Annotated in this window: 22 protein-coding genes and 1 pseudogene; 14 read left to right on the forward strand and 9 right to left on the reverse strand. The window is 54.7% G+C overall.

The features are described 5' to 3' along the window. Positions 1–28 precede the first annotated feature (28 nt). Positions 29–217, reverse strand: coding sequence for a YegP family protein (locus HV213_RS12500; RefSeq protein WP_181485907.1), 189 nt, complete (start codon positions 215–217; stop codon positions 29–31). 165 nt (positions 218–382) lie between these two features. Between HV213_RS12500 and HV213_RS12505 the strand changes: the two genes are divergently transcribed. From HV213_RS12505 to ldtE, 8 genes are all read left to right on the forward strand, one after another. Beyond that, the gene (locus tag HV213_RS12505; RefSeq protein WP_110275741.1) at positions 383–631 is read left to right on the forward strand and encodes a GlsB/YeaQ/YmgE family stress response membrane protein; all 249 of its coding nucleotides are present in this window, start codon (positions 383–385) and stop codon (positions 629–631) included. Positions 632–1,464: 833 nt separating this feature from the next. Beyond that, positions 1,465–1,842 carry a Fe-S cluster assembly scaffold SufA gene (gene sufA, locus HV213_RS12510; protein WP_181485908.1) on the forward strand — a complete coding sequence of 126 codons (378 nt, stop codon included), beginning with the start codon at positions 1,465–1,467 and terminating at the stop codon, positions 1,840–1,842. Between the two features lie 2 nt (positions 1,843–1,844). Further along, complete coding sequence (sufB, locus tag HV213_RS12515) at positions 1,845–3,332, forward strand: Fe-S cluster assembly protein SufB (protein WP_181485909.1); 1,488 nt, start codon at positions 1,845–1,847, stop codon at positions 3,330–3,332. Positions 3,333–3,348: 16 nt separating this feature from the next. Next, positions 3,349–4,095 carry a Fe-S cluster assembly ATPase SufC gene (gene sufC / locus HV213_RS12520; RefSeq protein ID WP_142514038.1) on the forward strand — a complete coding sequence of 249 codons (747 nt, stop codon included), beginning with the start codon at positions 3,349–3,351 and terminating at the stop codon, positions 4,093–4,095. Then, positions 4,070–5,344, forward strand: a complete 1,275-nt coding sequence (gene sufD / locus HV213_RS12525) for a Fe-S cluster assembly protein SufD (RefSeq protein ID WP_181485910.1) — start codon at positions 4,070–4,072, stop codon at positions 5,342–5,344. Before sufC ends, sufD begins: the two co-directional genes overlap by 26 nt. Continuing rightward, on the forward strand, positions 5,341–6,561 hold the full coding sequence (gene sufS, locus HV213_RS12530) for a cysteine desulfurase SufS (protein WP_181485911.1): 1,221 nt from the start codon (positions 5,341–5,343) through the stop codon (positions 6,559–6,561). The genes sufD and sufS overlap by 4 nt, the downstream gene beginning before the upstream one ends. A gap of 11 nt (positions 6,562–6,572) precedes the next feature. Beyond that, a complete protein-coding gene (gene sufE / locus HV213_RS12535; RefSeq protein ID WP_181485912.1) occupies positions 6,573–6,989 on the forward strand; it encodes a cysteine desulfuration protein SufE in 417 nt (138 codons plus the stop codon). A 99-nt stretch (positions 6,990–7,088) separates the two neighbouring features. Further along, on the forward strand, positions 7,089–8,072 hold the full coding sequence (ldtE, locus tag HV213_RS12540) for a L,D-transpeptidase LdtE (RefSeq protein ID WP_181485913.1): 984 nt from the start codon (positions 7,089–7,091) through the stop codon (positions 8,070–8,072). Between the two features lie 66 nt (positions 8,073–8,138). Here ldtE and lpp read toward each other — a convergent pair whose 3' ends face one another. The 3 genes from lpp to ynhH form a co-directional block, all read right to left on the reverse strand. Next, positions 8,139–8,375 (reverse strand): murein lipoprotein Lpp, encoded by a 237-nt coding sequence (lpp, locus tag HV213_RS12545; RefSeq protein ID WP_003029373.1) that lies wholly within the window; start codon positions 8,373–8,375, stop codon positions 8,139–8,141. A 312-nt stretch (positions 8,376–8,687) separates the two neighbouring features. Then, positions 8,688–10,100, reverse strand: a complete 1,413-nt coding sequence (gene pykF, locus HV213_RS12550; protein ID WP_181485914.1) for a pyruvate kinase PykF — start codon at positions 10,098–10,100, stop codon at positions 8,688–8,690. A 7-nt stretch (positions 10,101–10,107) separates the two neighbouring features. Beyond that, entirely contained in the window at positions 10,108–10,518 is a 411-nt protein-coding gene (gene ynhH / locus HV213_RS33725) for a protein YnhH (RefSeq protein ID WP_442788159.1), read from the reverse strand. 93 nt (positions 10,519–10,611) lie between these two features. Between ynhH and fumD the strand changes: the two genes are divergently transcribed. Then, a complete protein-coding gene (gene fumD, locus HV213_RS12555; RefSeq protein ID WP_110275751.1) occupies positions 10,612–10,824 on the forward strand; it encodes a fumarate hydratase FumD in 213 nt (70 codons plus the stop codon). A 26-nt stretch (positions 10,825–10,850) separates the two neighbouring features. Here the strand turns inward: fumD and HV213_RS12560 are convergent, their stop codons facing one another. Next, positions 10,851–11,489, reverse strand: a complete 639-nt coding sequence (locus HV213_RS12560) for a TetR/AcrR family transcriptional regulator (RefSeq protein WP_110275752.1) — start codon at positions 11,487–11,489, stop codon at positions 10,851–10,853. A gap of 126 nt (positions 11,490–11,615) precedes the next feature. Between HV213_RS12560 and HV213_RS12565 the strand changes: the two genes are divergently transcribed. The 4 genes from HV213_RS12565 to HV213_RS12580 all read left to right on the forward strand — a co-directional run bounded on the left by HV213_RS12565 (position 11,616) and on the right by HV213_RS12580 (position 16,533). Further along, entirely contained in the window at positions 11,616–13,472 is a 1,857-nt protein-coding gene (locus tag HV213_RS12565) for a bifunctional sugar phosphate isomerase/epimerase/4-hydroxyphenylpyruvate dioxygenase family protein (protein ID WP_181485915.1), read from the forward strand. 76 nt (positions 13,473–13,548) lie between these two features. Further along, positions 13,549–14,868 (forward strand): MFS transporter, encoded by a 1,320-nt coding sequence (locus HV213_RS12570; protein WP_181485916.1) that lies wholly within the window; start codon positions 13,549–13,551, stop codon positions 14,866–14,868. A 29-nt stretch (positions 14,869–14,897) separates the two neighbouring features. Continuing rightward, positions 14,898–15,734, forward strand: a complete 837-nt coding sequence (locus tag HV213_RS12575) for a shikimate dehydrogenase family protein (protein WP_181485917.1) — start codon at positions 14,898–14,900, stop codon at positions 15,732–15,734. Between the two features lie 55 nt (positions 15,735–15,789). Continuing rightward, positions 15,790–16,533: a substrate-binding domain-containing protein gene (locus HV213_RS12580; RefSeq protein ID WP_442788160.1), complete on the forward strand. Its 744-nt coding sequence runs from the start codon at positions 15,790–15,792 to the stop codon at positions 16,531–16,533. On the opposite strand, the gene HV213_RS12585 is transcribed toward HV213_RS12580, so the two are convergent. The 4 genes and pseudogenes from HV213_RS12585 to HV213_RS12600 form a co-directional block, all read right to left on the reverse strand. Then, on the reverse strand, positions 16,517–17,266 hold the full coding sequence (locus HV213_RS12585) for an ABC transporter ATP-binding protein (RefSeq protein WP_181485918.1): 750 nt from the start codon (positions 17,264–17,266) through the stop codon (positions 16,517–16,519). The genes HV213_RS12580 and HV213_RS12585 overlap by 17 nt on opposite strands. Further along, positions 17,266–18,270 (reverse strand): FecCD family ABC transporter permease, encoded by a 1,005-nt coding sequence (locus tag HV213_RS12590; protein WP_181485919.1) that lies wholly within the window; start codon positions 18,268–18,270, stop codon positions 17,266–17,268. The genes HV213_RS12585 and HV213_RS12590 overlap by 1 nt, the downstream gene beginning before the upstream one ends. Further along, positions 18,260–19,321 carry an ABC transporter substrate-binding protein gene (locus HV213_RS12595; protein ID WP_181485920.1) on the reverse strand — a complete coding sequence of 354 codons (1,062 nt, stop codon included), beginning with the start codon at positions 19,319–19,321 and terminating at the stop codon, positions 18,260–18,262. Before HV213_RS12595 ends, HV213_RS12590 begins: the two co-directional genes overlap by 11 nt. Positions 19,322–19,419: 98 nt before the next feature. Further along, positions 19,420–20,227 (reverse strand): annotated as a pseudogene (locus HV213_RS12600) (DNA-binding transcriptional regulator). 192 nt (positions 20,228–20,419) lie between these two features. Between HV213_RS12600 and HV213_RS12605 the strand changes: the two are divergent. Continuing rightward, on the forward strand, positions 20,420–22,084 hold the full coding sequence (locus tag HV213_RS12605) for a bifunctional 3-(3-hydroxy-phenyl)propionate/3-hydroxycinnamic acid hydroxylase (RefSeq protein ID WP_181485921.1): 1,665 nt from the start codon (positions 20,420–20,422) through the stop codon (positions 22,082–22,084).

A 22,084-nucleotide genomic window follows, 5' to 3' on the forward strand; every position in this document is an offset into this window, starting at 1 on the left:
TCAGGGGGGAGCATTTCCCCCCTGAACTTTACTGCGTCTCGTCTTTAATGATTTCACTTGCGCCATTCTTCTGCACTGAAGCAATCCCCTTTTTCGCAGCCTCTTTCGAGGAGTACATTTCACTGGAGGCAATCGTTTCGTGATTGTCCGCTTTTAGCACAAAATACCAAGGTTGAGAGACGTTCTTTTCCGATTTTTTAATGACGTAATAGCCCATTCTTCACTCCCTATATGAGTTACCCACGCCATAATCTGTAGACCATCATCTCTCATATGACAAGTATTCACATGATAAATATAAAATCATAAAAACTTCGTAATATATATGCTAATATTTTAGATACGAAAGATTTACAAGGTAACAAAGAGGACGGAGTTAGCTATGGGTATCATTTCCTGGATTATTTTTGGGCTTATTGCCGGTATTTTAGCCAAGTGGATTATGCCGGGGAAAGACGGCGGTGGTTTTATCGTTACCGTAATTCTCGGTGTCATCGGTGCTGTAGTCGGTGGCTGGATCAGCACCTTCTTCGGTTTTGGCAAGGTGGACGGGTTTAATTTTGGTAGCTTTATCGTGGCGGTAATCGGTGCGCTGGTTGTACTGTTTATCTACAGGAAGATTAAGAGCTAATACTCGCCCCGCATACATTGAGTTTTAAAATGAAAAGGCTGCCGCCATTGTCGGCAGCCTTTTTAATTGCTGAAAATAACCTGATCGCGCTTTTCAGTGCCGATAAATCTATGGTGTCACGGTGGGCGAATCCTACGAGTTTCTTTATTTCGTAACGAGTGTGAAGGCCTTGCCGATGACGGCGAGGCTCACGGATTTATAGGGGGGAAGAGGTTAATCGAGCAAAACGCTTATAATTAACAATACGACCATACACATCGACATTACATCTGTTTCTATATCCATAATCCAGTACTACATACGTTCCTGATAAGTCAGCATTGTGACATTGCGTTTAAAGATGAAGAAAATTTAGCAGCTCATTTTACACGAGCTAGCTTTTGGCAAATAAATCTTTATTTCTGTGAAACAGGAGTACTTATAATGAAAATGAATAGAATCTATTGCATGAATGTATTTGCTTTGAATTAGTATGAGAATTGTTCGTTTTTCGCCCACTCACTGCGAGTCGAGCATTGGGGGTTAAGCAGCTGATTTGACTCATCGGGGTAATCAGCAGAACGACTCTTTTTCTATTTCAAAAATCGGTATTTTCGATGCATCTTTTCCATTGCGCCTCAGCACTCCGCCTGCTAATAAATAACTTATTATTTTTCAATCTATTAAAACAAAAAATGATGGGCTGAAAACGCGGGGAACAGGGTCTATGCTTATAAAAAGTACAAAAAAAGAGCCTGATGAAGGAATACCCCTTCTCCAGATGGGTTGAAGTGATAATCATTATCACTAACATAGCGATATGCCCTGATGGCGTCAACCTATGAGGTAGAGCGATGGAATCACATGCAGGAACATTTAATCCCGACGATTTTAGCTGGCGCGGGCTGGTGATGACCCCAGCCGCCGCTGCTCATATTCGCGATCTGGTCCGTAAGCAGCCCGAAATGCAGGGGCTGCGTTTAGGCGTAAAAACCAGCGGTTGCGCTGGTTTTGGTTACGTTCTCGAACTTATCGCCGAACCGGCGAAAGACGATCTGCTGTTTGAGCTTGACGGTGCAAAGCTGTGGGCGCCGCTGCAGGCCATGCCGTTTATCGATGGTACCGAGCTCGATTACGTTCGCGAAGGCTTAAATCAGATCTTTAAATTTCATAATCCAAAAGCCCAGCACGAATGTGGCTGTGGTGAAAGTTTTGGCGTTCAGGCGGAGTAACTATGTCTCGTAATACTGAAGCAACTGACGATGTCAAAACCTGGAGCGGCGGGCCACTCAACTATAAAGAAGGCTTTTTCACCCAGCTACAAACCGATGAGCTGGCAAAAGGCATAAATGAAGAGGTGGTTCGGGCGATTTCTGCACGCCGCAATGAGCCAGAATGGATGCTGGAGTTTCGTCTTAATGCGTTTAAAGCCTGGCAGGCGATGGAAGAACCGCATTGGCTGAAAGCGAACTACGACAAGCTGAACTATCAGGATTACAGCTATTACTCAGCGCCCTCCTGCGGCAACTGCGATGATACCTGCGCCTCCGAGCCTGGAGCCACACAGCAAACAGGCTCCAGCGCGTTTCTGACCAGCGAAGTGGAAGAGGCGTTTAACCTGCTCGGCGTACCGGTACGCGAAGGGCGAGAAGTGGCCGTCGATGCCATTTTTGACTCAGTCTCGGTGGCGACCACCTACCGCGAAAAGCTGGCGGAGCAGGGGATTATTTTCTGTTCCTTCGGCGAGGCTATCCACGATCATCCGGAGCTGGTGAAAAAATATCTCGGCACCGTGGTGCCCGGCAATGACAACTTCTTTGCTGCCCTGAACGCGGCGGTCGCATCCGATGGCACCTTTATCTACGTGCCGAAAGGCGTACGCTGCCCGATGGAGCTCTCGACCTACTTCCGCATTAACGCCGAGAAAACCGGCCAGTTCGAACGCACGATTCTGGTGGCCGATGAAGGTAGCTACGTCAGCTATATTGAAGGCTGCTCGGCGCCGGTACGCGATAGCTACCAGCTGCACGCGGCGGTGGTCGAAGTTATTATTCATAAAGACGCCGAGGTGAAGTACTCCACGGTGCAAAACTGGTTCCCTGGCGACAACAATACTGGTGGGATCCTTAACTTCGTCACCAAGCGCGCCCTGTGCGAAGGCGAAAACAGCAAAATGTCGTGGACCCAGTCGGAAACCGGCTCGGCGATCACCTGGAAGTACCCGAGCTGCATTCTGCGCGGTGACAACTCCATCGGTGAATTCTTCTCGGTAGCGCTGACCAGCGGTCACCAGCAAGCGGATACCGGCACCAAAATGATCCATATCGGCAAAAACACGCGTTCGACGATTATCTCGAAGGGGATTTCCGCCGGTCATAGTCAGAATAGTTATCGCGGCCTGGTGAAAATCATGCCGACGGCGACCAACGCGCGCAACTTTACCCAATGCGACTCTATGCTGATTGGCCCGGATAGCGGGGCGCATACCTTCCCGTATGTGGAATGTCGCAACAACAGCGCTCAGTTAGAGCATGAAGCCACCACGTCGCGTATTGGCGAAGACCAGTTGTTCTACTGTCTACAGCGCGGGATCAGCGAAGACGATGCGATTTCAATGATCGTCAATGGTTTCTGTAAGGACGTCTTCTCAGAGCTGCCGCTGGAATTTGCCGTTGAAGCGCAGAAATTGCTGGCGATTAGTCTTGAACACAGCGTCGGCTGATAACAAAGGAAATAAGATGTTAAGTATTAAAAATTTGCAGGTCGCCGTTGAAGATAAAGAGATTCTGCGCGGACTGAATCTGGACGTTCGCCCTGGCGAAGTGCATGCGATTATGGGGCCAAATGGTTCCGGCAAGAGTACGCTCTCGGCAACGCTCGCCGGGCGTGAAGACTATGAAGTCACCGGCGGCAGCGTGGAGTTTAAAGGCAAAGATCTGCTGGAGCTGGCCCCTGAAGATCGCGCGGGTGAAGGCATTTTTATGGCCTTCCAGTACCCGGTAGAGATCCCCGGCGTCAGCAATCAGTTTTTCCTGCAAACCGCGCTCAACGCTGTGCGCAGCTATCGTGGTCAGGAGCAGCTCGACCGTTTTGATTTTCAGGACCTGATGGAAGAGAAAATTAAGCTGCTGAAGATGCCGGAAGATCTGCTGACCCGCTCGGTCAACGTCGGCTTCTCCGGCGGTGAAAAAAAACGCAACGATATTCTACAGATGGCGGTGCTGGAACCTGAACTGTGCATTCTGGATGAGTCGGATTCCGGGTTGGACATCGACGCCCTGAAGATAGTCTCTGACGGCGTCAACTCTCTGCGCGACGGCAAACGCTCATTTATTATCGTCACCCACTATCAGCGTATTCTCGACTACATCAAGCCTGATTACGTCCACGTGCTGTACCAGGGACGGATTGTGAAATCCGGCGATTTTACTCTGGTCAAACAACTGGAGGAGCAGGGCTATGGCTGGCTTACCGAACAGCAGTAACGCGCTGCAACAGTGGCATCATCTGTTTGAAGCGCAGAGCGAGCAGCGCAGCCCGCAGGCGCACCAGCACCTGCAGCAACTGCTGCGTCTGGGCTTGCCGACGCGTAAGCATGAAAACTGGAAATATACGCCGCTGGACGCATTGCTCAACCAGACCTTTGTGACGGCTCAGCCGGAGGCGCTGACTCCTGCGCAACGGGATACTCTGGCACTGCCCATCGATGCCTGGCGTCTGGTGTTTGTCGACGGCCAGTTTAGCGCAAGCTTAAGCGATGATCTGGCCGCCAGCGGATACGATGTCAGCGTGGATAACCAGCGCCAGGCGCTACCCGATGCCGTGCAGCCAGAGGTGTTTCTGCATCTCACCGAAAGCCTGGCGTCAACCGTCACTCACATCCGAGTCAAGCGTAATCAGCGCCCTCAAAAGCCGCTGGTAATCATGCATCTGACTCACGGACTGGCGAACGATGAGATGAATATCGCTCACTATCGCCATCACCTTGAGCTGGAGAGTGGCGCAGAAGCGACAATTATCGAGCACTACCTGAGCCTGAATGACGAACGCCACTTTACCGGCGCGAGGCTGACGATGTCGGTGGCAGATAACGCTCATCTCCAGCATATCAAGCTGGCCTTTGAGAACGCACAGAGCTACCACTTTGCGCATAACGACCTGGCGCTCGGGCGCGATGCCTCGGCTTTCAGCAGCAGCTTTCTGCTAGGCGCTTCGGTGCTGCGACACCACACCAGTTCGCAGCTCAATGGTGAAAACAGCAACCTGCGTATTAACTCACTGGTGATGCCGGTCAACAACGAAGTGTGTGACAGCCGCACCTGGCTTGACCACAAGGTGGGATATTGCAACAGCCGCCAGTTGCATAAAACCATCGTCAATGACAAAGGTCGGGCGGTGTTTAATGGCCTGATCAACGTGGCGCAGCATGCCATTAAAACCGATGGCCAGATGACCAACAACAACCTGCTACTGGGGCGTTTGTCCGAAGTGGACACCAAACCGCAGCTGGAGATTTACGCCGATGACGTTAAATGTAGCCACGGCGCGACCATCGGCCGCATAGACGATGAGCAGCTGTTTTACCTGCGCTCGCGCGGTATCACCCAGCAGGCAGCGCAGCAGATGATTCTTTACGCCTTTGCCGCAGAGCTAACGGAAGCTATCGGCGATGAGGCACTCAGGCAACAGATCCTGGCGCGTATTGGCCAGCGTTTGCCGGGAGGTATGGCATGACATTTTCAGTGGAACGGGTGCGTGCGGATTTCCCGCTGCTCAATCGTGAGGTTAACGGCCAACCGCTGGCCTATCTCGATAGCGCCGCCAGCGCGCAGAAGCCGGAAGCGGTGATTAATGCTGAAGCCGAGTTTTACCGCCACGGCTATGCGGCGGTGCATCGCGGTATTCATACGCTCAGCGCGGAAGCAACGGCGCGAATGGAACAGGTGCGCCAGCAGGCGGCAACCTTCCTGAACGCCCGCTCGGCGGAAGAACTGGTGTTTGTTCGCGGTACCACCGAGGCGATTAATCTGGTGGCGAACAGCTGGGGGAGTGCCAACGTCGGCGCTGGCGACAATATTATCGTCAGCGCAATGGAGCATCACGCCAACATTGTGCCGTGGCAGATGCTGTGTGCCAGAGTCGGGGCGCAGCTGCGGGTGATCCCGCTCAATCAGGACGGTACTCTGCAACTGGACACGATCCCTGGTCTGTTTGACGAACGGACCCGCCTGCTAGCTATCACCCAGGTTTCGAATGTGCTGGGCACCGAAAACCCCATTTCGGCTCTGATTGCTTTGGCTCATCAGCATGGGGCTAAAGTGCTGGTCGATGGCGCGCAGGCGGTGATGCATCATCCGGTAGATATGCAGGCCCTGGATTGTGATTTTTACGCCTTTTCCGCGCACAAGCTGTACGGTCCAACCGGGATAGGCGTGCTCTATGTTAAGCAGGACATATTGCAGGAGATGCCGCCGTGGGAAGGCGGCGGGTCGATGATCGCCACCGTGAGCCTGACGGAAGGCACCACCTGGGCAAAAGCGCCATGGCGCTTCGAGGCGGGAACGCCGAATACCGGCGGTATTATCGGCCTTGGCGCGGCGCTGGATTATGTTAGCGCGCTCGGGTTGGAGCATATCGCTGAATATGAACAAACCCTGATGCGCTATGCGCTACAGGCGCTGAAGAGCGTGCCGGATTTAACCCTTTACGGCCCGGAAAACCGTCTGGGGGTGATTGCCTTTAATCTCGGTAAGCATCACGCCTACGACGTCGGCAGTTTCCTCGATAACTATGGGATTGCGGTGCGGACCGGTCATCACTGCGCGATGCCGTTAATGGCGTTCTACGGTGTTCCGGCCATGTGTCGTGCGTCGCTGGCGATGTACAATACTACGGAAGAAGTGGACAGGCTGGTGGCTGGGCTGCAGCGAGTCCACAAATTATTGAGCTAAAGGAAGCAACCATGGCGGCTTTACCGGACAAAGACAAACTGCTGCGCAACTTTAGCCGTTGCGCAAACTGGGAAGAGAAGTATCTCTACATTATTGAACTAGGCCAGCGCCTGGCACCAATGAGCCCGGAAGAGCACATCGCGCAGAACATTATTCAGGGCTGTCAAAGTCAGGTGTGGATCGTGATGGCGCAGGATGAGACCGGCGCGATTACCCTGCGTGGCGACAGCGACGCGGCGATCGTGAAAGGGCTTATCGCAGTGGTGTTTATTCTTTATGATCAGATGACCGCCAAAGATATCACCGCTTTTGACGTGCGTCCGTGGTTCGAAAAAATGGCCCTGACGCAGCACCTCACCCCATCCCGGTCGCAAGGACTGGAAGCCATGATCCGCGCAATTCGCGCGAAAGCGGCAATTCTTAGCTAGAATAAAACAGGTAGATTTCATTCTGTTATGCGCGACGGGAGTTCGCTTCCCGTCGGCATACAGGCCTGGCGTTTTATCAGCGAAAGAAGGAATCTCAGTATGAAACGCGCGTCCCTCATTACCATAGCCCTTCTGAGCGCCCTCAGCGCGTCACACGCTGCCTGGGCCGTTGATTACCCACTTCCCCCAGCCAATAGCCGCCTGATTGGTGAAAACCAGTCCTGGACCGTGCAGGAGGACGACCGCAATCTACAGGCGATTGCCCGTCGTTTTGACACGGCGGCGATGCTGATCCTTGAAGCGAACGATACTATCGCGCCGGTGCAGCCTAAACCGGGTACTCAAGTGCTTATTCCCTCGCAAATGCTGCTGCCTGACGTACCGCGAGAGGGGATTGTCGTCAACCTGGCTGAACTGCGCCTTTACTACTTCCCGCCGGGCGTGAATCAGGTGCAGGTTTATCCGCTGGGAATTGGTCAACAGGGGCTGGAAACGCCAGAGATGACCACCCGTATCGGACAGAAAATCCCTAATCCGACCTGGACGCCGACGGCGGGCATACGAGCACGCTCGCTGGAGAAAGGAATTAAATTGCCGCCGGTAGTGCCTGCAGGGCCGTATAACCCGTTAGGACGCTATGCGCTGCGTCTGGCGTACGGTAACGGCGAGTATCTTATTCATGGTACTAATGCGCCGGACAGCGTAGGGCTACGCGTCAGCTCAGGCTGTATGCGAATGAATGCCGCGGATATTCAGTCTTTATTCAGTCAGGTGAGAAGCGGCACGCCGGTGCGCATTATCAATCAGCCAGTGAAGTTCGCCGTAGAGCCTGACGGCAAACGTTATGTTGAAGTTCATCGTCCGTTAACATCTGATGAAGGTAGCAATACGCAGACGATGGCCTATACGCACCCTGCGGAATTTCATCAGTTTGCTGGCGATAAAGCGGTAGATGAGGCGTTACTTAAGCGCGCACTGACCAGACGAGCAGGGTATCCGGTGGCGGTATCAGGTAGTGAGAACGCGACCTCAACGTTGTCGGTACAAAATGCGCCGGTGGATGAAGCGAAAAGAACGCAGTAGGCGGGGGCGAAAAGCAAAGCAAAAAAATGGCGCACAATGTGCGCCATTTTTATTACACAGATACTATTACTTACGGTATTTAGTAGCTGCGTTGTCCAGACGCTGGTTAGCGCGTGCTGCGTCATCTTTAGCAGCCTGAACGTCGGAACGCATTGCGTTCACGTCGTTGCTCAGCTGGTCAACTTTAGCGTTCAGAGTCTGAACGTCAGAAGACAGCTGATCGATTTTAGCATTGCTGGAGCAACCAGCCAGCAGAGTAGAACCCAGGATTACCGCGCCCAGTACCAGTTTAGTACGATTCATTATTAATACCCTCTAGATTGAGTTAATCTCCATGTAGCGTTACAAGTATTACACAAACTTTTTTGTGATGAGAATATTTTTTTACTTGAATGCACTTATTTTTGATCGTTCGCTCAAAGAAGCATCGAAATCGTCGCTTTAGTTTAAAAACGCGTGTGAAAACAGCACGCTTCCATCGGATTCATCTTAGATAATCTCTGGTTAAATAGTAAATTCCGATTTGCATTTTTATTAATAGTAGCTAGTACTAAAATAAAAAAAAGCGCCCCGAAGAGGCGCTTTTAAAGGAAACACTAATTAACCTGTAAATTATTACAGCACATGCACAGAAGCGGTATTGGTGGTTCCGCTTGGGACTAACGCGCCGGAAACCATAACAACTACGTCACCTTTGCGTGCCAGGCCGCTTTGCAGCGCCAGCTCTTTACCCTGGATATAGAAAGCATCAGTAGAAGAAATATCTTCTACCAGTTGCGCCACAACACCTTTGGTCAGCACCAGCTGACGCGCAGTCGTTTCGTTGGTGGTCAGCGCCAGGATGGTCGCATCCGGGAAGTATTTACGTACGGCACGTGCAGATTTTCCGCCCTGGGTCGCGACAACAATCAGCGGCGCTTCCAGTTTTTCAGCCGTTTCAACCGCACCGCGGCAAACCGCTTCGGTGATGCGCAGTTTACGGTTGTCGTTGTTGAACTCCAGACGGCTGGTCATCACGCGGTCGGTACGTTCGCAGATGGTCGCCATGATGGTGACCGCTTCTAGCGGATATTTACCTTTTGCGGATTCACCGGACAGCATCACTGCATCGGTACCGTCAAGGATGGCGTTAGCCACGTCGCCTGCTTCTGCACGGGTCGGACGCGGGTTTTTGATCATGGAATCCAGCATCTGAGTCGCGGTGATAACCACTTTACGCGCGCGGATACATTTCTCGATCATCATCTTCTGAGCGAAGATAACTTCTTCAACCGGGATCTCTACGCCCAGGTCGCCACGTGCAACCATGATGCCGTCAGACGCTTCGAGGATTTCGTCGAAATTGTTCAGGCCTTCCTGGTTTTCGATCTTGGAGATGATCTGGATCTTCTCGCCGCCGTGGGCTTTCAGGTGCTCACGGATTTCAACGACGTCAGAACGTTTACGGATAAAGGAAGCAGCAACAAAGTCAACGCCTTGCTCGCAACCGAAGATCAGGTCCTGTTTGTCTTTTTCAGCCAGCGCCGGCAGGGCGATGGAAACGCCAGGCAGGTTAACGCCTTTGTTCTCGCCGAGGTCGCCGTTGTTCAGTACTTTACAGACAACTTTGTTACCTTCGATTGCGGTGACTTCCATACCGATCAGACCATCGTCTACCAGTACGGTGTTGCCAACGCTCAGGTCGCTGGTGAAACCTTCATAGGTCACAGCAACGATATCGTTATTACCGACAACGGTTTTATCGGTGGTGAAGGTGAACGTCTGACCGGCTTTCAGGGAAACGTCGTTACCGCCTTCCAGCTTAATGGTACGAATTTCCGGACCTTTGGTATCCAGCAGGATAGCCGCTTTCTTACCGGTTTTACTCATCACATTGCGCAGGTTCTGGATGCGCTGACCGTGTTCCGCATAGTCACCGTGAGAGAAGTTCAGACGCATGACGTTCATGCCCGCGTCCAGCATTTTGGTTAACATCTCTTCAGATTCGGTTTTCGGACCGATGGTGCAAACAATTTTGGTCTTTTTCATGACAGTTTTAGTCTTTAAGTTGTGAAGGATAAGGATAGGGGATTCTCACTCCGTGGGCGCACTGCCATGGAGTTAAACCTGTATTACGAAAGTTGCTATGCCACGCTCTAAGGATAGGTGACAACATTAGAGCGTGCAGAAGAAAGTGTGCTGGCGGTTCAGCCCATGAAAAGAGGCAATGTGTTATGCGTTTAGTCATGCAATCCAATGCGCTGAAACCATTCAATAAGAATTTGCTGGGCATTATACGTTGCCAAATCCAAAAAAGAAAATGAAAACCATGTTTCATTTCTATAGCCATACACTTAACAAAAAGCAAACTAATCCTATGATTATCTGCAACACGTTTTTTCACCAGCTGACAAGATAAATAGCGCGAAAACGCGGATTTATTCACAAGTTTTGCAGAGAAAATCATCTACTGGCCAGCAAAAGCGGCACTGGTTTGATTTATCCAGAAAATATATCAATAATGATTTGATTGATAATGAAAATTTGTGAGCCAAATATAATGGGAAATAAAGCGAAAGACGACGAACTGTACCAGGAAATGTGTCGAGTAGTCGGTAAAGTCGTGCTTGAAATGCGCGATTTGGGCCAGGAGCCGAAACATATCGTTATCGCCGGCGTCCTGCGCACCGCTCTGGCTAACTCTCATGTTCAGCGTTCCGAACTGACGCAGGAAGCGATGGCGAAAGTTGTCCATGCTCTTTCTGGAAACTAGCCGTTCCTGCGCGCTGCCTTTTCGCTTCAGGAAATCACGAAGCGAACCACCGCTTTGACGGCAATATCGCAGTGATGTGTGACCATCGCTTCATCATCAATTTCCGGCAACGGATCGTCGAGATACAGGCTGCTGAAGGTATAAAAGTTTGATACCTGATAAAAGCTAAAGCTGCTGATCAGCCGATGCACATCGCGCGCTTCCAGTCCTGCCTGAAACACCCCTTGCTGCTGGCCGCGCTGAAGAATGTCTTCCAGAATCGACAGGGCGGTGCGGTTTAGCGGTTTTAACTGACCAGAATTTTTTAGCCATTTCCCGCGCTGCATATTTTCCATACAGATCACCCGCATATAGTCGGCGTGCGTAGCGTGATAGCGTACGCTCCACTTCACCAGTTGCACCAGCGCCTCGACCGGCGGCACGTTTTCCAGCCCAAGCTGCTGCTCGGTTTCGCGAATACGTGCATAGATGTGCTGGAGCACCGCCTGATAGAGTTGCTCTTTGGTCTTGAAGTAATAAACCACCATCCTTTTCGTGGTCTGCGCTTCGGTGGCGATCTGTTCCATTCGCGCACCTGACAATCCATGTTCCGCGAAAACGGTAATGGCAGCGGCAAAGATCCGCTCTTTGAGGGATTGTGCTTCATCGTGAGCAACGGCGGACATAACGGCTCCTTTTTAATAAGATGCAAAAAATACACATATTGATCACAATTTAGCAACCTATCATGGCGCAATTGAACCAAATGATACATATTCAGGTCTTAGGTCAGCTAATGACACGAGGACTCTATGCTGCGCTCAATCGCCACCGTCTCTATCTCCGGTACTTTACCCGAAAAGCTGCACGCGATTGCCGCGGCGGGTTATCAGGGCGTCGAAATCTTCGAAAACGATCTGCTCTATTATACGGGTACGCCGAGCGATATCCGTCATCTGGCCGCTGATTTAGGGCTAAAAATCACGCTTTTTCAACCCTTTCGTGATTTTGAAGGCGCCAGCCGCAGTCAGTTCGAAGCGAATCTGGAACGTGCAAAGCACAAATTCGCGCTAATGCATGAACTGGGCTGCGACACGATGTTGCTGTGCAGCAACGTCCAGCCGGATTGTTCCGCCGACGTTGAGCTACAGGTCGCTGACCTGCGTGCGCTGGCTGAACTGGCGGAGCAAGAGGGCATAGCTATTGGCTATGAGGCGCTGGCCTGGGGTACGCACGTCAACCGCTGGCATCAGGCCTGGGAGCGGGTCAAAAGCGTTGACAGCCCGGCGCTGGGCATTGTGCTCGACAGCTTCCATGTTCTGGCGCGCGGCGATACGCTCCAACGTCTGCCGGAAGTCCCGGCAGAGAAAATCACCTTTGTGCAGATGGCCGACGCGCCGCTGATGAAGATGGATATTCTGGAATGGAGCCGCCATTTCCGCTGCTTCCCCGGTCAGGGGCAGCTGCCGCTGGTGGATTTCGCCTGCGCGCTAACCCGCAGCGGCTATCGCGGCCCGTGGTCGCTGGAGATTTTCAATGATAGCTTCCGCGCCTCGCCCAACAATGTGACGGCGAAAGATGGCTATCGTTCTTTGCTGTGGCTGGAAGAGCAGACTCGCCAGCGGTTGCCGCAGAGCAGCGCGCCGTTGTTCGCGCCTCCGGAACTTCCTGAGTACGCCGGGCTGGAGTTTATCGAGTTCGCCGCGAATCCGGCGGAGGCTAAAGGGCTGGGACAACGGCTGGCGCAGCTCGGCTTTGCCGAAGAGGGAACGCATCGCTCAAAACGCGTCTCCCTCTGGCGTAACGGAGGGGCGCGGGTGGTGATCAATGCGCAACCGCACAGTTGGGCCGATCATTTTCACCAGCGCCATGGGGTGTCATTGTGCGCGATGGCGCTGCGCGTCAGCCAGAGTGAGGCGATTGTCGAACGCGCCCGCGCATACGGGTATGCTACCTGGCAGGGCGACGCAGGGCCGAATGAAAGCCCGATCCCGGCGATTTGCGCCCCGGACGGCAGCCTGATTTATCTGATTGAGATGGGGGATGATATTTACACCCGCGATTTCCATCTGTGCGCCGACCTGCCTCTGCGCGACGATTACCTCGGAATCGATCACCTGGCGCTGGGGATGGAGGCGGACAGCCGCGATAACTGGATTATCTTTTTCCGCACCGTATTTGGCTTCAGCCTTGAGCACGAACAAACTCTGCCGGACCCGTACGGGCTGGTGCGCAGCCTGGCGGTGCGCAGCCCACAGGGCGACATTCGCCTTGCATTAAATATCTCGCAAAGTCGCGCCACGCAGATTGCCCGCTCCGTCGCTTGCTATCAGGGCGCTGGCCTTCAGCACGCGGCCTTTGCCTGCCGTGATTTACCCGCCACGCTTGAAAGCCTGCCGCAGGTCTCCGTCAACGCGCTACCGATCCCGGCGAACTACTATGAGGATCTGCTGGCCCGTTTTGGTGAGAGCGACCGCGTTAACCTGCTAAAGCGCCTGCAAATTCTCTATGACCGCGATGGCAGCGGCGGCGAATTTCTGCATCTCTATACCCGTCCCTTCTCCGCAGGACGTTTTTTCTTCGAATTGACTGAGCGACGCGAGGGTTACGCACTTTATGGTGCTGTAAACGCAGCGGTACGCTTGTCAGCAATGCAGTACACCGAGTAATGTAGCAGATGGTTCACAACGCAACAGCACAAACACAATAACAACACGTATCTGTACTCTATGACAGGAAACGACTATGAACTCTTATAGCCAAAATCAGGCGACGGCGGGCGCAGCCAACGGCGTGCGACCTTCCCGGCGGCGTATCGGCATTCTTGCGCTGCTGGCCGTCGGCACAATGATCAATTATCTCGACCGTACGGTGTTGGGGATTGCCGCACCGCAGCTGACCGCTGAACTGGGTATCGATGCCGCGGTGATGGGGATCGTCTTCTCCGCTTTTGCCTGGACCTACGCGCTGGCGCAGATCCCCGGCGGGATCTTTCTGGACCGCTTTGGCAACAAAATTACCTATTTTCTGGCGTTGACCCTGTGGTCGCTATTTACCATGTTCCACGGTATGGCGGTGGGCCTGAAAACGCTGCTGCTGTGCCGCTTTGGTCTTGGCGTCAGCGAAGCGCCCTGTTTCCCGGTGAACAGTCGGGTGGTGAGCGCCTGGTTCCCGCAGCAGGAGCGTGCAAAAGCGACGGCGGTTTATACCGTCGGTGAATATCTCGGGCTGGCCTGCTTTTCACCGCTGCTGTTCTGGATCATGGGCAGCTTCGGCTGGCGGGCGCTGTTTATTAGCGTCGGCGCGGTTGGTGTGCTGTTTGCCCTGGTGTGGTGGCGTAATTACCGCGAGCCGCATGAGGATAAGCATCTTAATCAGCTGGAGCGCGAGCATATCGTCAACGGCGGCGGGATGACGACCGGAGCGGAACAACACACGGCGTTTAGCTGGCCGCTGATTCGCCAACTGCTGGCCAAACGGCAGATTCTCGGCGCCAGCATCGGGCAGTTCGCTGGTAATACGGTGCTGGTGTTCTTCCTCACCTGGTTCCCGACCTATCTGGCGACCGAACGCCATATGCCGTGGATCAAAGTCGGCTTCTTCGCCATCATGCCGTTTCTCGCGGCGGCGGGAGGCGTGATGTTCGGCGGTTGGGTTTCGGACAAATTGCTGAAAGCTACCGGCTCGGCAAACCTAGGACGCAAGCTGCCTATCGTTGCCGGTCTGCTGATGGCGAGCACCATTATTTCCGCCAACTGGTTGACCAGCGATCTGGCGGTCATCCTGGTGATGTCGTTCGCCTTCTTTGGTCAGGGAATGGTCGGTCTGGGCTGGACGTTAATTTCTGATATCGCGCCAAAAGGCCTCGGCGGCCTGACCGGCGGCTTATTTAACTTCTGCGCCAACCTCGCCGGGATCCTCACTCCGCTGGTGATTGGCTTTATCGTTGCCGCTACGGGAAATTTCTTCTATGCGCTTATCTATATCGGCGGTGCGGCGCTGCTGGGCGTAGCGGCCTATCTGTTTATTCTGGGCGACGTTAAACGTATCGAACTTTCGCAGTAACATTTTTGCAGTAACTAAAGGAGCAGGGCATGGTGATTAGTGGTAATACGCGGCTGATAGCGCATCTTGGCTACCCAACCGCCAAATTTAAAGCGCCGATGATTTATAACCCGTGGTTTGCCCATCAGCAGGTTGATGCCAAAGTGGTGCCGATGGGCGTGAAGCCAGAGGATTATGCCGCCTTTGTGCCGACGCTGTTTAAGATGACCAATATTATCGGCGCGCTGGTCACCATGCCGCACAAAATCACCACCTGCGAGCTGGTCCAGCATATTAGCCCGACGGCGGCGATTGCCGGAGCCTGTAACGCGATTCGCCTTGAAGCCGACGGCAGCCTGAGCGGTGATATGTTTGATGGCGATGGATTTGTTCTTGGCATTCAGCGTAAAGGTTTCGTGACACAAGGGGCGCGAGCGCTGGTGGTTGGTAGCGGCGGCGTAGGCTCGGCCATTGCCGCTTCGCTGGCGGCAGCTGGCGTTAGCGCGCTGACGCTGTACGACGCTCATTCGCAGACCGCGGAAGCGCTGGCTGAGCGTCTGCTTGCGCACTATCCTCAGCTGGATATTACCCTGATGCAGCGCGATCCGCAGGGCCACGATCTGGTGGTTAACGCGACGCCTCTGGGAATGAAAGAGGGCGATCCGCTGCCGCTGGATCCTCAACGTCTGACGCCGGGAACCTTTGTCGGCGAAGTGGTGATGGCCCAAGAGTTCACGCCATTATTGCTGGCGGCACAGGCGGCGGGATGCCCAATCCAGCGCGGTACCGATATGCTGTTCGAGATGATCCCGGCTTATCTTCGCTTCTTCAACCTGCCGGTGGCAACCCCGGAACAGCTGCGGGAACTGGCGGAAATTCGTTACTGAAACGGGCTGGATCCAGTTAATATGTCGCTATATTTATTAATATATAGCGATTGTCATGATTACCATCTCTTTAACGCTGCTGGCGGCGGGAAGCCTGAAAAGGGCTTTTATCCCGCTGCTGGCACGCTTTCAGCAGCAAACCGGCATCCCGGTCGATGTTCATTTTGGACCTGCAGGCCTGCTGCGCGAGCGCATTGAGGCCGGGGAACCCTGCTCCGTTTTCGCTTCAGCCAATACTCTACATCCGCAGGCGCTGCGTCAGACCGGGCTGGCCGGAGAGTGCCACTTATTTGCCCGTAATCAGCTTATGCTGACCGCCAGGCGCCGCGTGGAAACCGACGAGCGGGACTGGCTGGCGCTTCTCAGCGACCCGGTCTTGCGCCTGGGAACGTCAACACCGGGCTGCGACCCGTCGGGTGACTATACCTGGCAGCTTTTTTCCCTGATTGAACAACGTTGCCCCGGCGTGGGTGTAGCTATTACGGCTCGCGCCCGGCAGCTGGTAGGGGGACGAGACTCTCTGACCATACCTGCCGGTGAAACCGCCGGAGCATGGCTGATTCGCGAAAACTTAGCCGATCTGTTTATTGGCTATGCACATTACGCTACGCAGATGACGGCGTGCGCTGACCTGCGTACGCTGGTCATACCGCCGTCGTGGAATATTCGCTGCGACTATCAGCTGGCGCAGATTGAACAGAGTGCGGGGGCGCGACTGTTGTGCCGCTTTATCCTCGGCGTGGAGGGCCAGCGCTTCCTGAAAAACGCTGGTTTTTTGGCTATCAACGATGAATGGTAAACTGCGGGGCCAGCAGCGGAACCGCCGAGCCGGGATGATTGATTTTGCGCACCGGCAAACCATAGGCGCGCTGAAGGTTCTCTTCCGTCAACACGTCGATGGATTCTCCTGCCAGCCATTGCCCATCCGGTAACAGAAGCAAGGTATGGCTCGCTACCTGTAGAGCGTGAGTCGGGTCATGAGTGGTAAACACTACCGTGCGCCGTTGGCGGTGGGCGAGGTCGCTGATTAATTGCAGCACCACCTGCTGGTTGGCCAGATCCAGCGCTGAGCAGGGTTCATCCAGCAGGATATTCTGGCTGGCTCCCACCAGCGCTCTGGCGATCAGCACCAGCTGCTGCTGGCCGCCGGACAGCGAACGAAACACCTTATCGGCCAGCGACGCGATGCCGAGTTGTATCAGCGCCTCCTGCACCTGGCGCTCATCTTCCGCTGAAGGCTGAGCGAACAGATTGACGTGGCGGGCTCGCCCCATCAGCACTACGTCGCGCACCTGCCAGCTAAAGGCCGGGCGAAAAGATTGTGGCACAATGCCGATACCGCCCTCACAGGTAAACTGACCGCCGAGCGGCATCAGTACCCCGGTCAGGGTATCAAGCAGGGAGCTTTTACCGCGCCCGTTTGCGCCGAGCACCGTCCAGATATCGCCGGAACGGCACTGTAAACTCAATGGGGCAAACAGCGGCTGGCTATGACCATATAACAGGTCGGTTAAACGCAAGGAAAGCGTCATCAGAATGCCCCTCTGCGCCGTGAATGTACCAGCAGATAAGTGAACAGCGGTGCGCCAAGCAGGGCAGTAATAATGCCAATAGGGATCTCGGCCTGGGTTAACGTGCGGGCAAGGTCATCGACGACAATCATAAAACCGCCGCCAAGCCAGAAGGCGGTCGGCAGCAGACGCCGATGATCGGCCCCCACCAGCAGCCGCGCCAGATGCGGAATAACCAGTCCGACCCACGCAATGCTGCCGCTCACCGCCACCTGGGAAGCCACCAGCACCGCGCAGCACACCAGCACGCCACGGCGCAGGGCGGTAACGGAGACTCCCAGCCCGCGAGCGTCTTTGTCCTCCAGCGCCAGCAGATTAATCCGCCAGCGCAGCTTAAAGAGCACCGCCGCCGCGTAGCCCACTGGAATTGCCATCATCAGCACTTTGTGCCAGTTGGCAGTGGCAAAACTACCCAGCAGCCAGAAAACAATGTTTGGCAGCGTTTCTTCAGTATCGGCCAGGTACTGCATCAGGCTCACCAGCGCGGCAAAAAAGCCGCTGAGAATAATCCCTGAGAGGATCAGCACCAGCGTGCTTTCCCGCCCCTGAAGTGCGGCAATCAGGTACACCAGAATCAGCGCGGCAAGTCCGAAGAAAAAGGTTGAGGTCATCATCAGCAGGGTATTGAGCCCCAGCAGAATCGCCAGCGTACCGCCAAAAGCCGACCCGGAGGTGACGCCGATAATATGCGGATCCACCAGCGGATTCTGGAACACGCCTTGCAACGTGGCTCCGCACAGCCCCAGCGCACCGCCGGCCAGCAGCGCCATCACGATCCTTGGCAGCCTTACCGACCAGACAACCTGTCCGGCCACGCCGTCAACGGGCGAAAGATGCGCCAGCTGGCGGAAAACTTCCGCCAGGCTTAACGGGTATTGACCAAAACAGATTGAAGCGACGGCAATTAACAGCGTAACCAGCGCGAGGGTGCATTGTACCAGGGCCGGGTGGCGATTACTGAGCATCCGGCGTCCACTTCACGCGATAGAAACGCTGATAGTAATCCTGCGCTTTCGCATCAACATCGACGTTGTTATAGCGGGATGGGTAGAGCTTTTTCGCCATCCACAGTTCGCCAATAGCCAGCGCTTCGGGCATCGGGTAGCCCCAGGCTTTGGCGTATTCCGGCATCAGCCACACGCGGTGGTTTTTCACCGCATCAATGCTTTGCCACTGCGGGTCATTTTGTATTTGCTTGACGACGTCCGGATAGCGGTCCTGGACAAAAATCACCTCCGGGTTCCACTGCAGCACCTGCTCGAGCGACACCTGACGTGCGCCTTTCACGCTGGCGGCAGCGACGTTTAGCGCCCCGGCGTGCGTCATCATCAGGCCGGTATATTTACCCGAACCGTAGGTATTGAGATCCGGATTGGCCATATATACCCGTACCCGCTGGTTTTGCGGAATATCGGCAACCGGCGCGTTGGCTTTTTCCCGCGCGCTAAAGGTGTAGCTGATAAGGTCTTCAGCCTGAGTTTTACGATCAACCACATCGCCAATCAGGCGGATGCCCTGTTTCAGGCCCTCGTTGTAGGCCTGCTCTTCATCGGCCATCGTCGGGTTCATTTTGTTTTTCTCGCCTGCGGCATCCTGGCGCAGCGAGACGGCCACCACCGGGATCCCGGCGTTCTGGATCTGCTGGATCATTGCCAGCGGCGCATAGTTGGCGACAAACACCACCTGCGGATGCAGCGCCAGCAGGCTCTCGATATTGACCTGAGCCAGATCGCCCGGCATCGGCAGTTTCTCAATGCCTGGCATAAAGCGGGCAAACTGCGGGCCGAGCTGTTTTTTCCAACTGCTCATCACGCCGACGATATCGTCAGCGGCGTTAAGCTGCACCAGCAGGTTTAAGGTCTGGTGCTGAAGCACCACGGCGCGGGTGACGTGGTCGGGGAGGGTGACCTCGCGGCCCAACTGGTCGGTGACGATGCGGTCAGCAAAGGCCTGACCGGCGAACAGACTGGCGCTTAGCAGCGTCAGCGCCAATAAAAAACGCGGTTGTTTTGACATGGAATGGCTCAGTTGCGTAAAGGGAATCGCTATATATTAAAATACATAGCGAAACCGATCGCAATTGCTAGCAGGCCATTTACCCCTTCAGGACAGGGTTATTCGTAAAAAACCTCTTCATCGGCCATGCGTTCTTCGAGCTGGCTAGCCACTTTTTGCAATGAGGCGAGATACTTCTGTGCGGCCTGTTCAATGGTCATTGCCTGGGCCATATACACCAGGTTCAGGCAGCCGACAACCCGCTGCTGGCGGCGGACGGGCACCGCAATCGAGGCAATTTTCTCCTCCTGCTGCCAGCCGCGAAAGTTTTCGCCATAGCCGTTGTGCCGGGTGCGTTCGAGAATGGCGGCCAGCTTTTTCTGGCTCCCGCGCCAGTTGATACTCTTCTTCCGGGCGTGCGGCCAGCATCTCGATGATTGGGCTTCGTTCGTGTTCCGGCGCGAAGGCCAGCCAGGTTAATCCGGAGGCGGTCAGCAGCAGCGGCAGGCGGCGGCCGACCATCGCCCGGTGGAAAGAGAGGCGGCTGAAGCGGTGGGTGGTTTCGCGTACTACCATGGCATCAACATCCAGAGTCGTGATGTCGGTGGGCCATAAAACCTCCCGCAAAAGCTCGCCCAGTAGCGGCGTGGCGAGGGCAGAAATCCAATGCTCGTCACGAAATCCCTCACTTAATTGCCGGACTTTAATGGCTAAACGGAAGCTGTCATCGGAACTGCTGCGGCGAACGTATCCCTCATCCTGTAGCGTTTCCAGCAGCCGCCTGACGGTGGTGCGATGCAGGCCGCTAAACTCAGCCAGGGTGCCGACCGTCGCGCCTCCGTCGAATTTATTTAACAAATTTAATAACAATAACCCGCGGCTTAATCCGCGTACCGTCTTGTAATCCGCTGACGAATTTTCGCTCATATCGCCTCGATAAAAATCATTTTAAACAATCATGTGCACCTGGTGCACATCTGATGATGTTTTGATTGTAGCGCAATTTAGCAACTCTATACTGACCTCACTATAAAAATATATTCACATTTAATTAACAAGTTGCCGCGTTGTTGATGTTTTCCAGATAGCGGCAATTTGACCGAAGCGTGAGGTTTTGAAATGACAACATCTAATCCTGATATCCAACCGGTCGTGCAGCATACCGCCCAGGTGGCGATTGCCGGTGCTGGCCCTGTTGGTCTGATGATCGCCAACTACCTGGGGCAAATGGGCGTCAGCGTGCTGCTGATTGAGAAGCTGGATTCACTGATCGATTACCCCCGCGCCATCGGTATCGACGATGAAGCGCTGCGGGCGATGCAGGCCGTCGGACTGGTGGACAACGTGCTGCCGCACACCACGCCGTGGCACGCCATGCGCTTTCTGACTCCGAAAGGGCGCTGCTTCGCCGATATTCAGCCGATGACCGACGAGTTTGGCTGGTCGCGCCGCAACGCTTTTATTCAACCGCAGGTGGATGGGGTGATGTATGACGGCCTGAGCCGCTTCCCCCACGTACGCTGCTTGTTCTCCCGCGAAGTTGAAGCCTTCAGCCAGGATAGTGACGGTGTCACGTTAAACCTACACGGCAGCGATGGCGAGCACGAAACCGTACGCGCCGACTGGCTGGTGGCCTGCGACGGCGGCGCCAGCATTATTCGCCGGGCGCTGAATATTCCCTTTGAAGGGAAAACCGCGCCGAATCAGTGGATTGTTATCGATATTGCTAACGACCCGCTTGCCACTCCGCATGTCTATCTGTGCTGCGACCCGGTGCGCCCGTACGTCTCCGCCGCGCTGCCGCACGGGGTACGCCGCTTTGAATTTATGGTGATGCCAGGTGAAACCGAGGCCCAGTTGAGCGAGCCGGACAATATGCGCAAGCTGCTGAGCAAGGTGCTGCCGGACCCGGATAACGTCGAGCTGATCCGCCAGCGCGTCTATACCCATAACGCGCGCATCGCCGAACGCTTTCGCGTGGATCGCATACTGCTGGCGGGCGACGCCGCGCACATCATGCCGGTCTGGCAGGGGCAGGGTTACAACAGCGGCATGCGCGATGCCTTCAATCTGGCGTGGAAGCTGGCGCTGGTGGTGAACGGTCAGGCCGGAGAGTCGCTGCTCGATAGTTACCAGCAGGAGCGCCGGGACCACGCGAAAGCGATGATCGATCTGTCGGTCACCGCCGGTAACGTTCTGGCGCCGCCGAAACGCTGGCACGGCGCGGTACGCGATGGCGTTACCTGGCTGCTCAACTATCTGCCGCCGGTTAAACGCTACTTCCTCGAAATGCGCTTCAAGCCGATGCCGCAGTATCAAGATGGCGCGCTGCTGGCGGAAGGCGAAGGCAAAAATTCCCCGGTCGGCAAGATGTTTATCCAGCCGAAGGTCACGCTTGAAAACGGTGACGTCACGCTGCTGGATGAGGTGATTGGCGCGAACTTTGCCATCATCGGCTGGGGCTGTAACCCGCAATGGGGGCTGAGCGATGAGCAGATTTCCCGCTGGCGCGCCGCCGGAGTGCGTTTTATCCAGGTGGTGCCGGAGGTGCAGATTCATTGCGACCAGGACAACGTTCCCGGCGTCATTCGCCTCGGCGACACGCAAAATCGCCTGAAAAGCTGGTTTGCGCAGCACGATACCGCCATCGCCGTCGTGCGTCCGGACCGCTTCGTCGCCACCGTGGCGATACCGCAAACCCTGGGCAATAAGCTTGATGCGCTGGCGAGTAAAATGCAGCTGGCATCCGCGCAACCCGCAGCAAAGATTGAACAGGTGGCCTGA

This window comes from Klebsiella sp. RHBSTW-00484 (assembly GCF_013705725.1).
Classification (GTDB): domain Bacteria; phylum Pseudomonadota; class Gammaproteobacteria; order Enterobacterales; family Enterobacteriaceae; genus Klebsiella.

Coding starts and splice junctions, on each gene's coding strand:
- HV213_RS12500 (WP_181485907.1), bottom strand. CDS start 217: ATGGGCTATTACGTCATTAAAAAATCGGAAAAGAACGTCTCTCAACCT.
- HV213_RS12505 (WP_110275741.1), top strand. CDS start 383: ATGGGTATCATTTCCTGGATTATTTTTGGGCTTATTGCCGGTATTTTA.
- sufA (WP_181485908.1), top strand. CDS start 1,465: ATGGAATCACATGCAGGAACATTTAATCCCGACGATTTTAGCTGGCGC.
- sufB (WP_181485909.1), top strand. CDS start 1,845: ATGTCTCGTAATACTGAAGCAACTGACGATGTCAAAACCTGGAGCGGC.
- sufC (WP_142514038.1), top strand. CDS start 3,349: ATGTTAAGTATTAAAAATTTGCAGGTCGCCGTTGAAGATAAAGAGATT.
- sufD (WP_181485910.1), top strand. CDS start 4,070: ATGGCTGGCTTACCGAACAGCAGTAACGCGCTGCAACAGTGGCATCAT.
- sufS (WP_181485911.1), top strand. CDS start 5,341: ATGACATTTTCAGTGGAACGGGTGCGTGCGGATTTCCCGCTGCTCAAT.
- sufE (WP_181485912.1), top strand. CDS start 6,573: ATGGCGGCTTTACCGGACAAAGACAAACTGCTGCGCAACTTTAGCCGT.
- ldtE (WP_181485913.1), top strand. CDS start 7,089: ATGAAACGCGCGTCCCTCATTACCATAGCCCTTCTGAGCGCCCTCAGC.
- lpp (WP_003029373.1), bottom strand. CDS start 8,375: ATGAATCGTACTAAACTGGTACTGGGCGCGGTAATCCTGGGTTCTACT.
- pykF (WP_181485914.1), bottom strand. CDS start 10,100: ATGAAAAAGACCAAAATTGTTTGCACCATCGGTCCGAAAACCGAATCT.
- ynhH (WP_442788159.1), bottom strand. CDS start 10,518: ATGATTTTCTCTGCAAAACTTGTGAATAAATCCGCGTTTTCGCGCTAT.
- fumD (WP_110275751.1), top strand. CDS start 10,612: ATGGGAAATAAAGCGAAAGACGACGAACTGTACCAGGAAATGTGTCGA.
- HV213_RS12560 (WP_110275752.1), bottom strand. CDS start 11,489: ATGTCCGCCGTTGCTCACGATGAAGCACAATCCCTCAAAGAGCGGATC.
- HV213_RS12565 (WP_181485915.1), top strand. CDS start 11,616: ATGCTGCGCTCAATCGCCACCGTCTCTATCTCCGGTACTTTACCCGAA.
- HV213_RS12570 (WP_181485916.1), top strand. CDS start 13,549: ATGAACTCTTATAGCCAAAATCAGGCGACGGCGGGCGCAGCCAACGGC.
- HV213_RS12575 (WP_181485917.1), top strand. CDS start 14,898: ATGGTGATTAGTGGTAATACGCGGCTGATAGCGCATCTTGGCTACCCA.
- HV213_RS12580 (WP_442788160.1), top strand. CDS start 15,790: ATGATTACCATCTCTTTAACGCTGCTGGCGGCGGGAAGCCTGAAAAGG.
- HV213_RS12585 (WP_181485918.1), bottom strand. CDS start 17,266: ATGACGCTTTCCTTGCGTTTAACCGACCTGTTATATGGTCATAGCCAG.
- HV213_RS12590 (WP_181485919.1), bottom strand. CDS start 18,270: ATGCTCAGTAATCGCCACCCGGCCCTGGTACAATGCACCCTCGCGCTG.
- HV213_RS12595 (WP_181485920.1), bottom strand. CDS start 19,321: ATGTCAAAACAACCGCGTTTTTTATTGGCGCTGACGCTGCTAAGCGCC.
- HV213_RS12605 (WP_181485921.1), top strand. CDS start 20,420: ATGACAACATCTAATCCTGATATCCAACCGGTCGTGCAGCATACCGCC.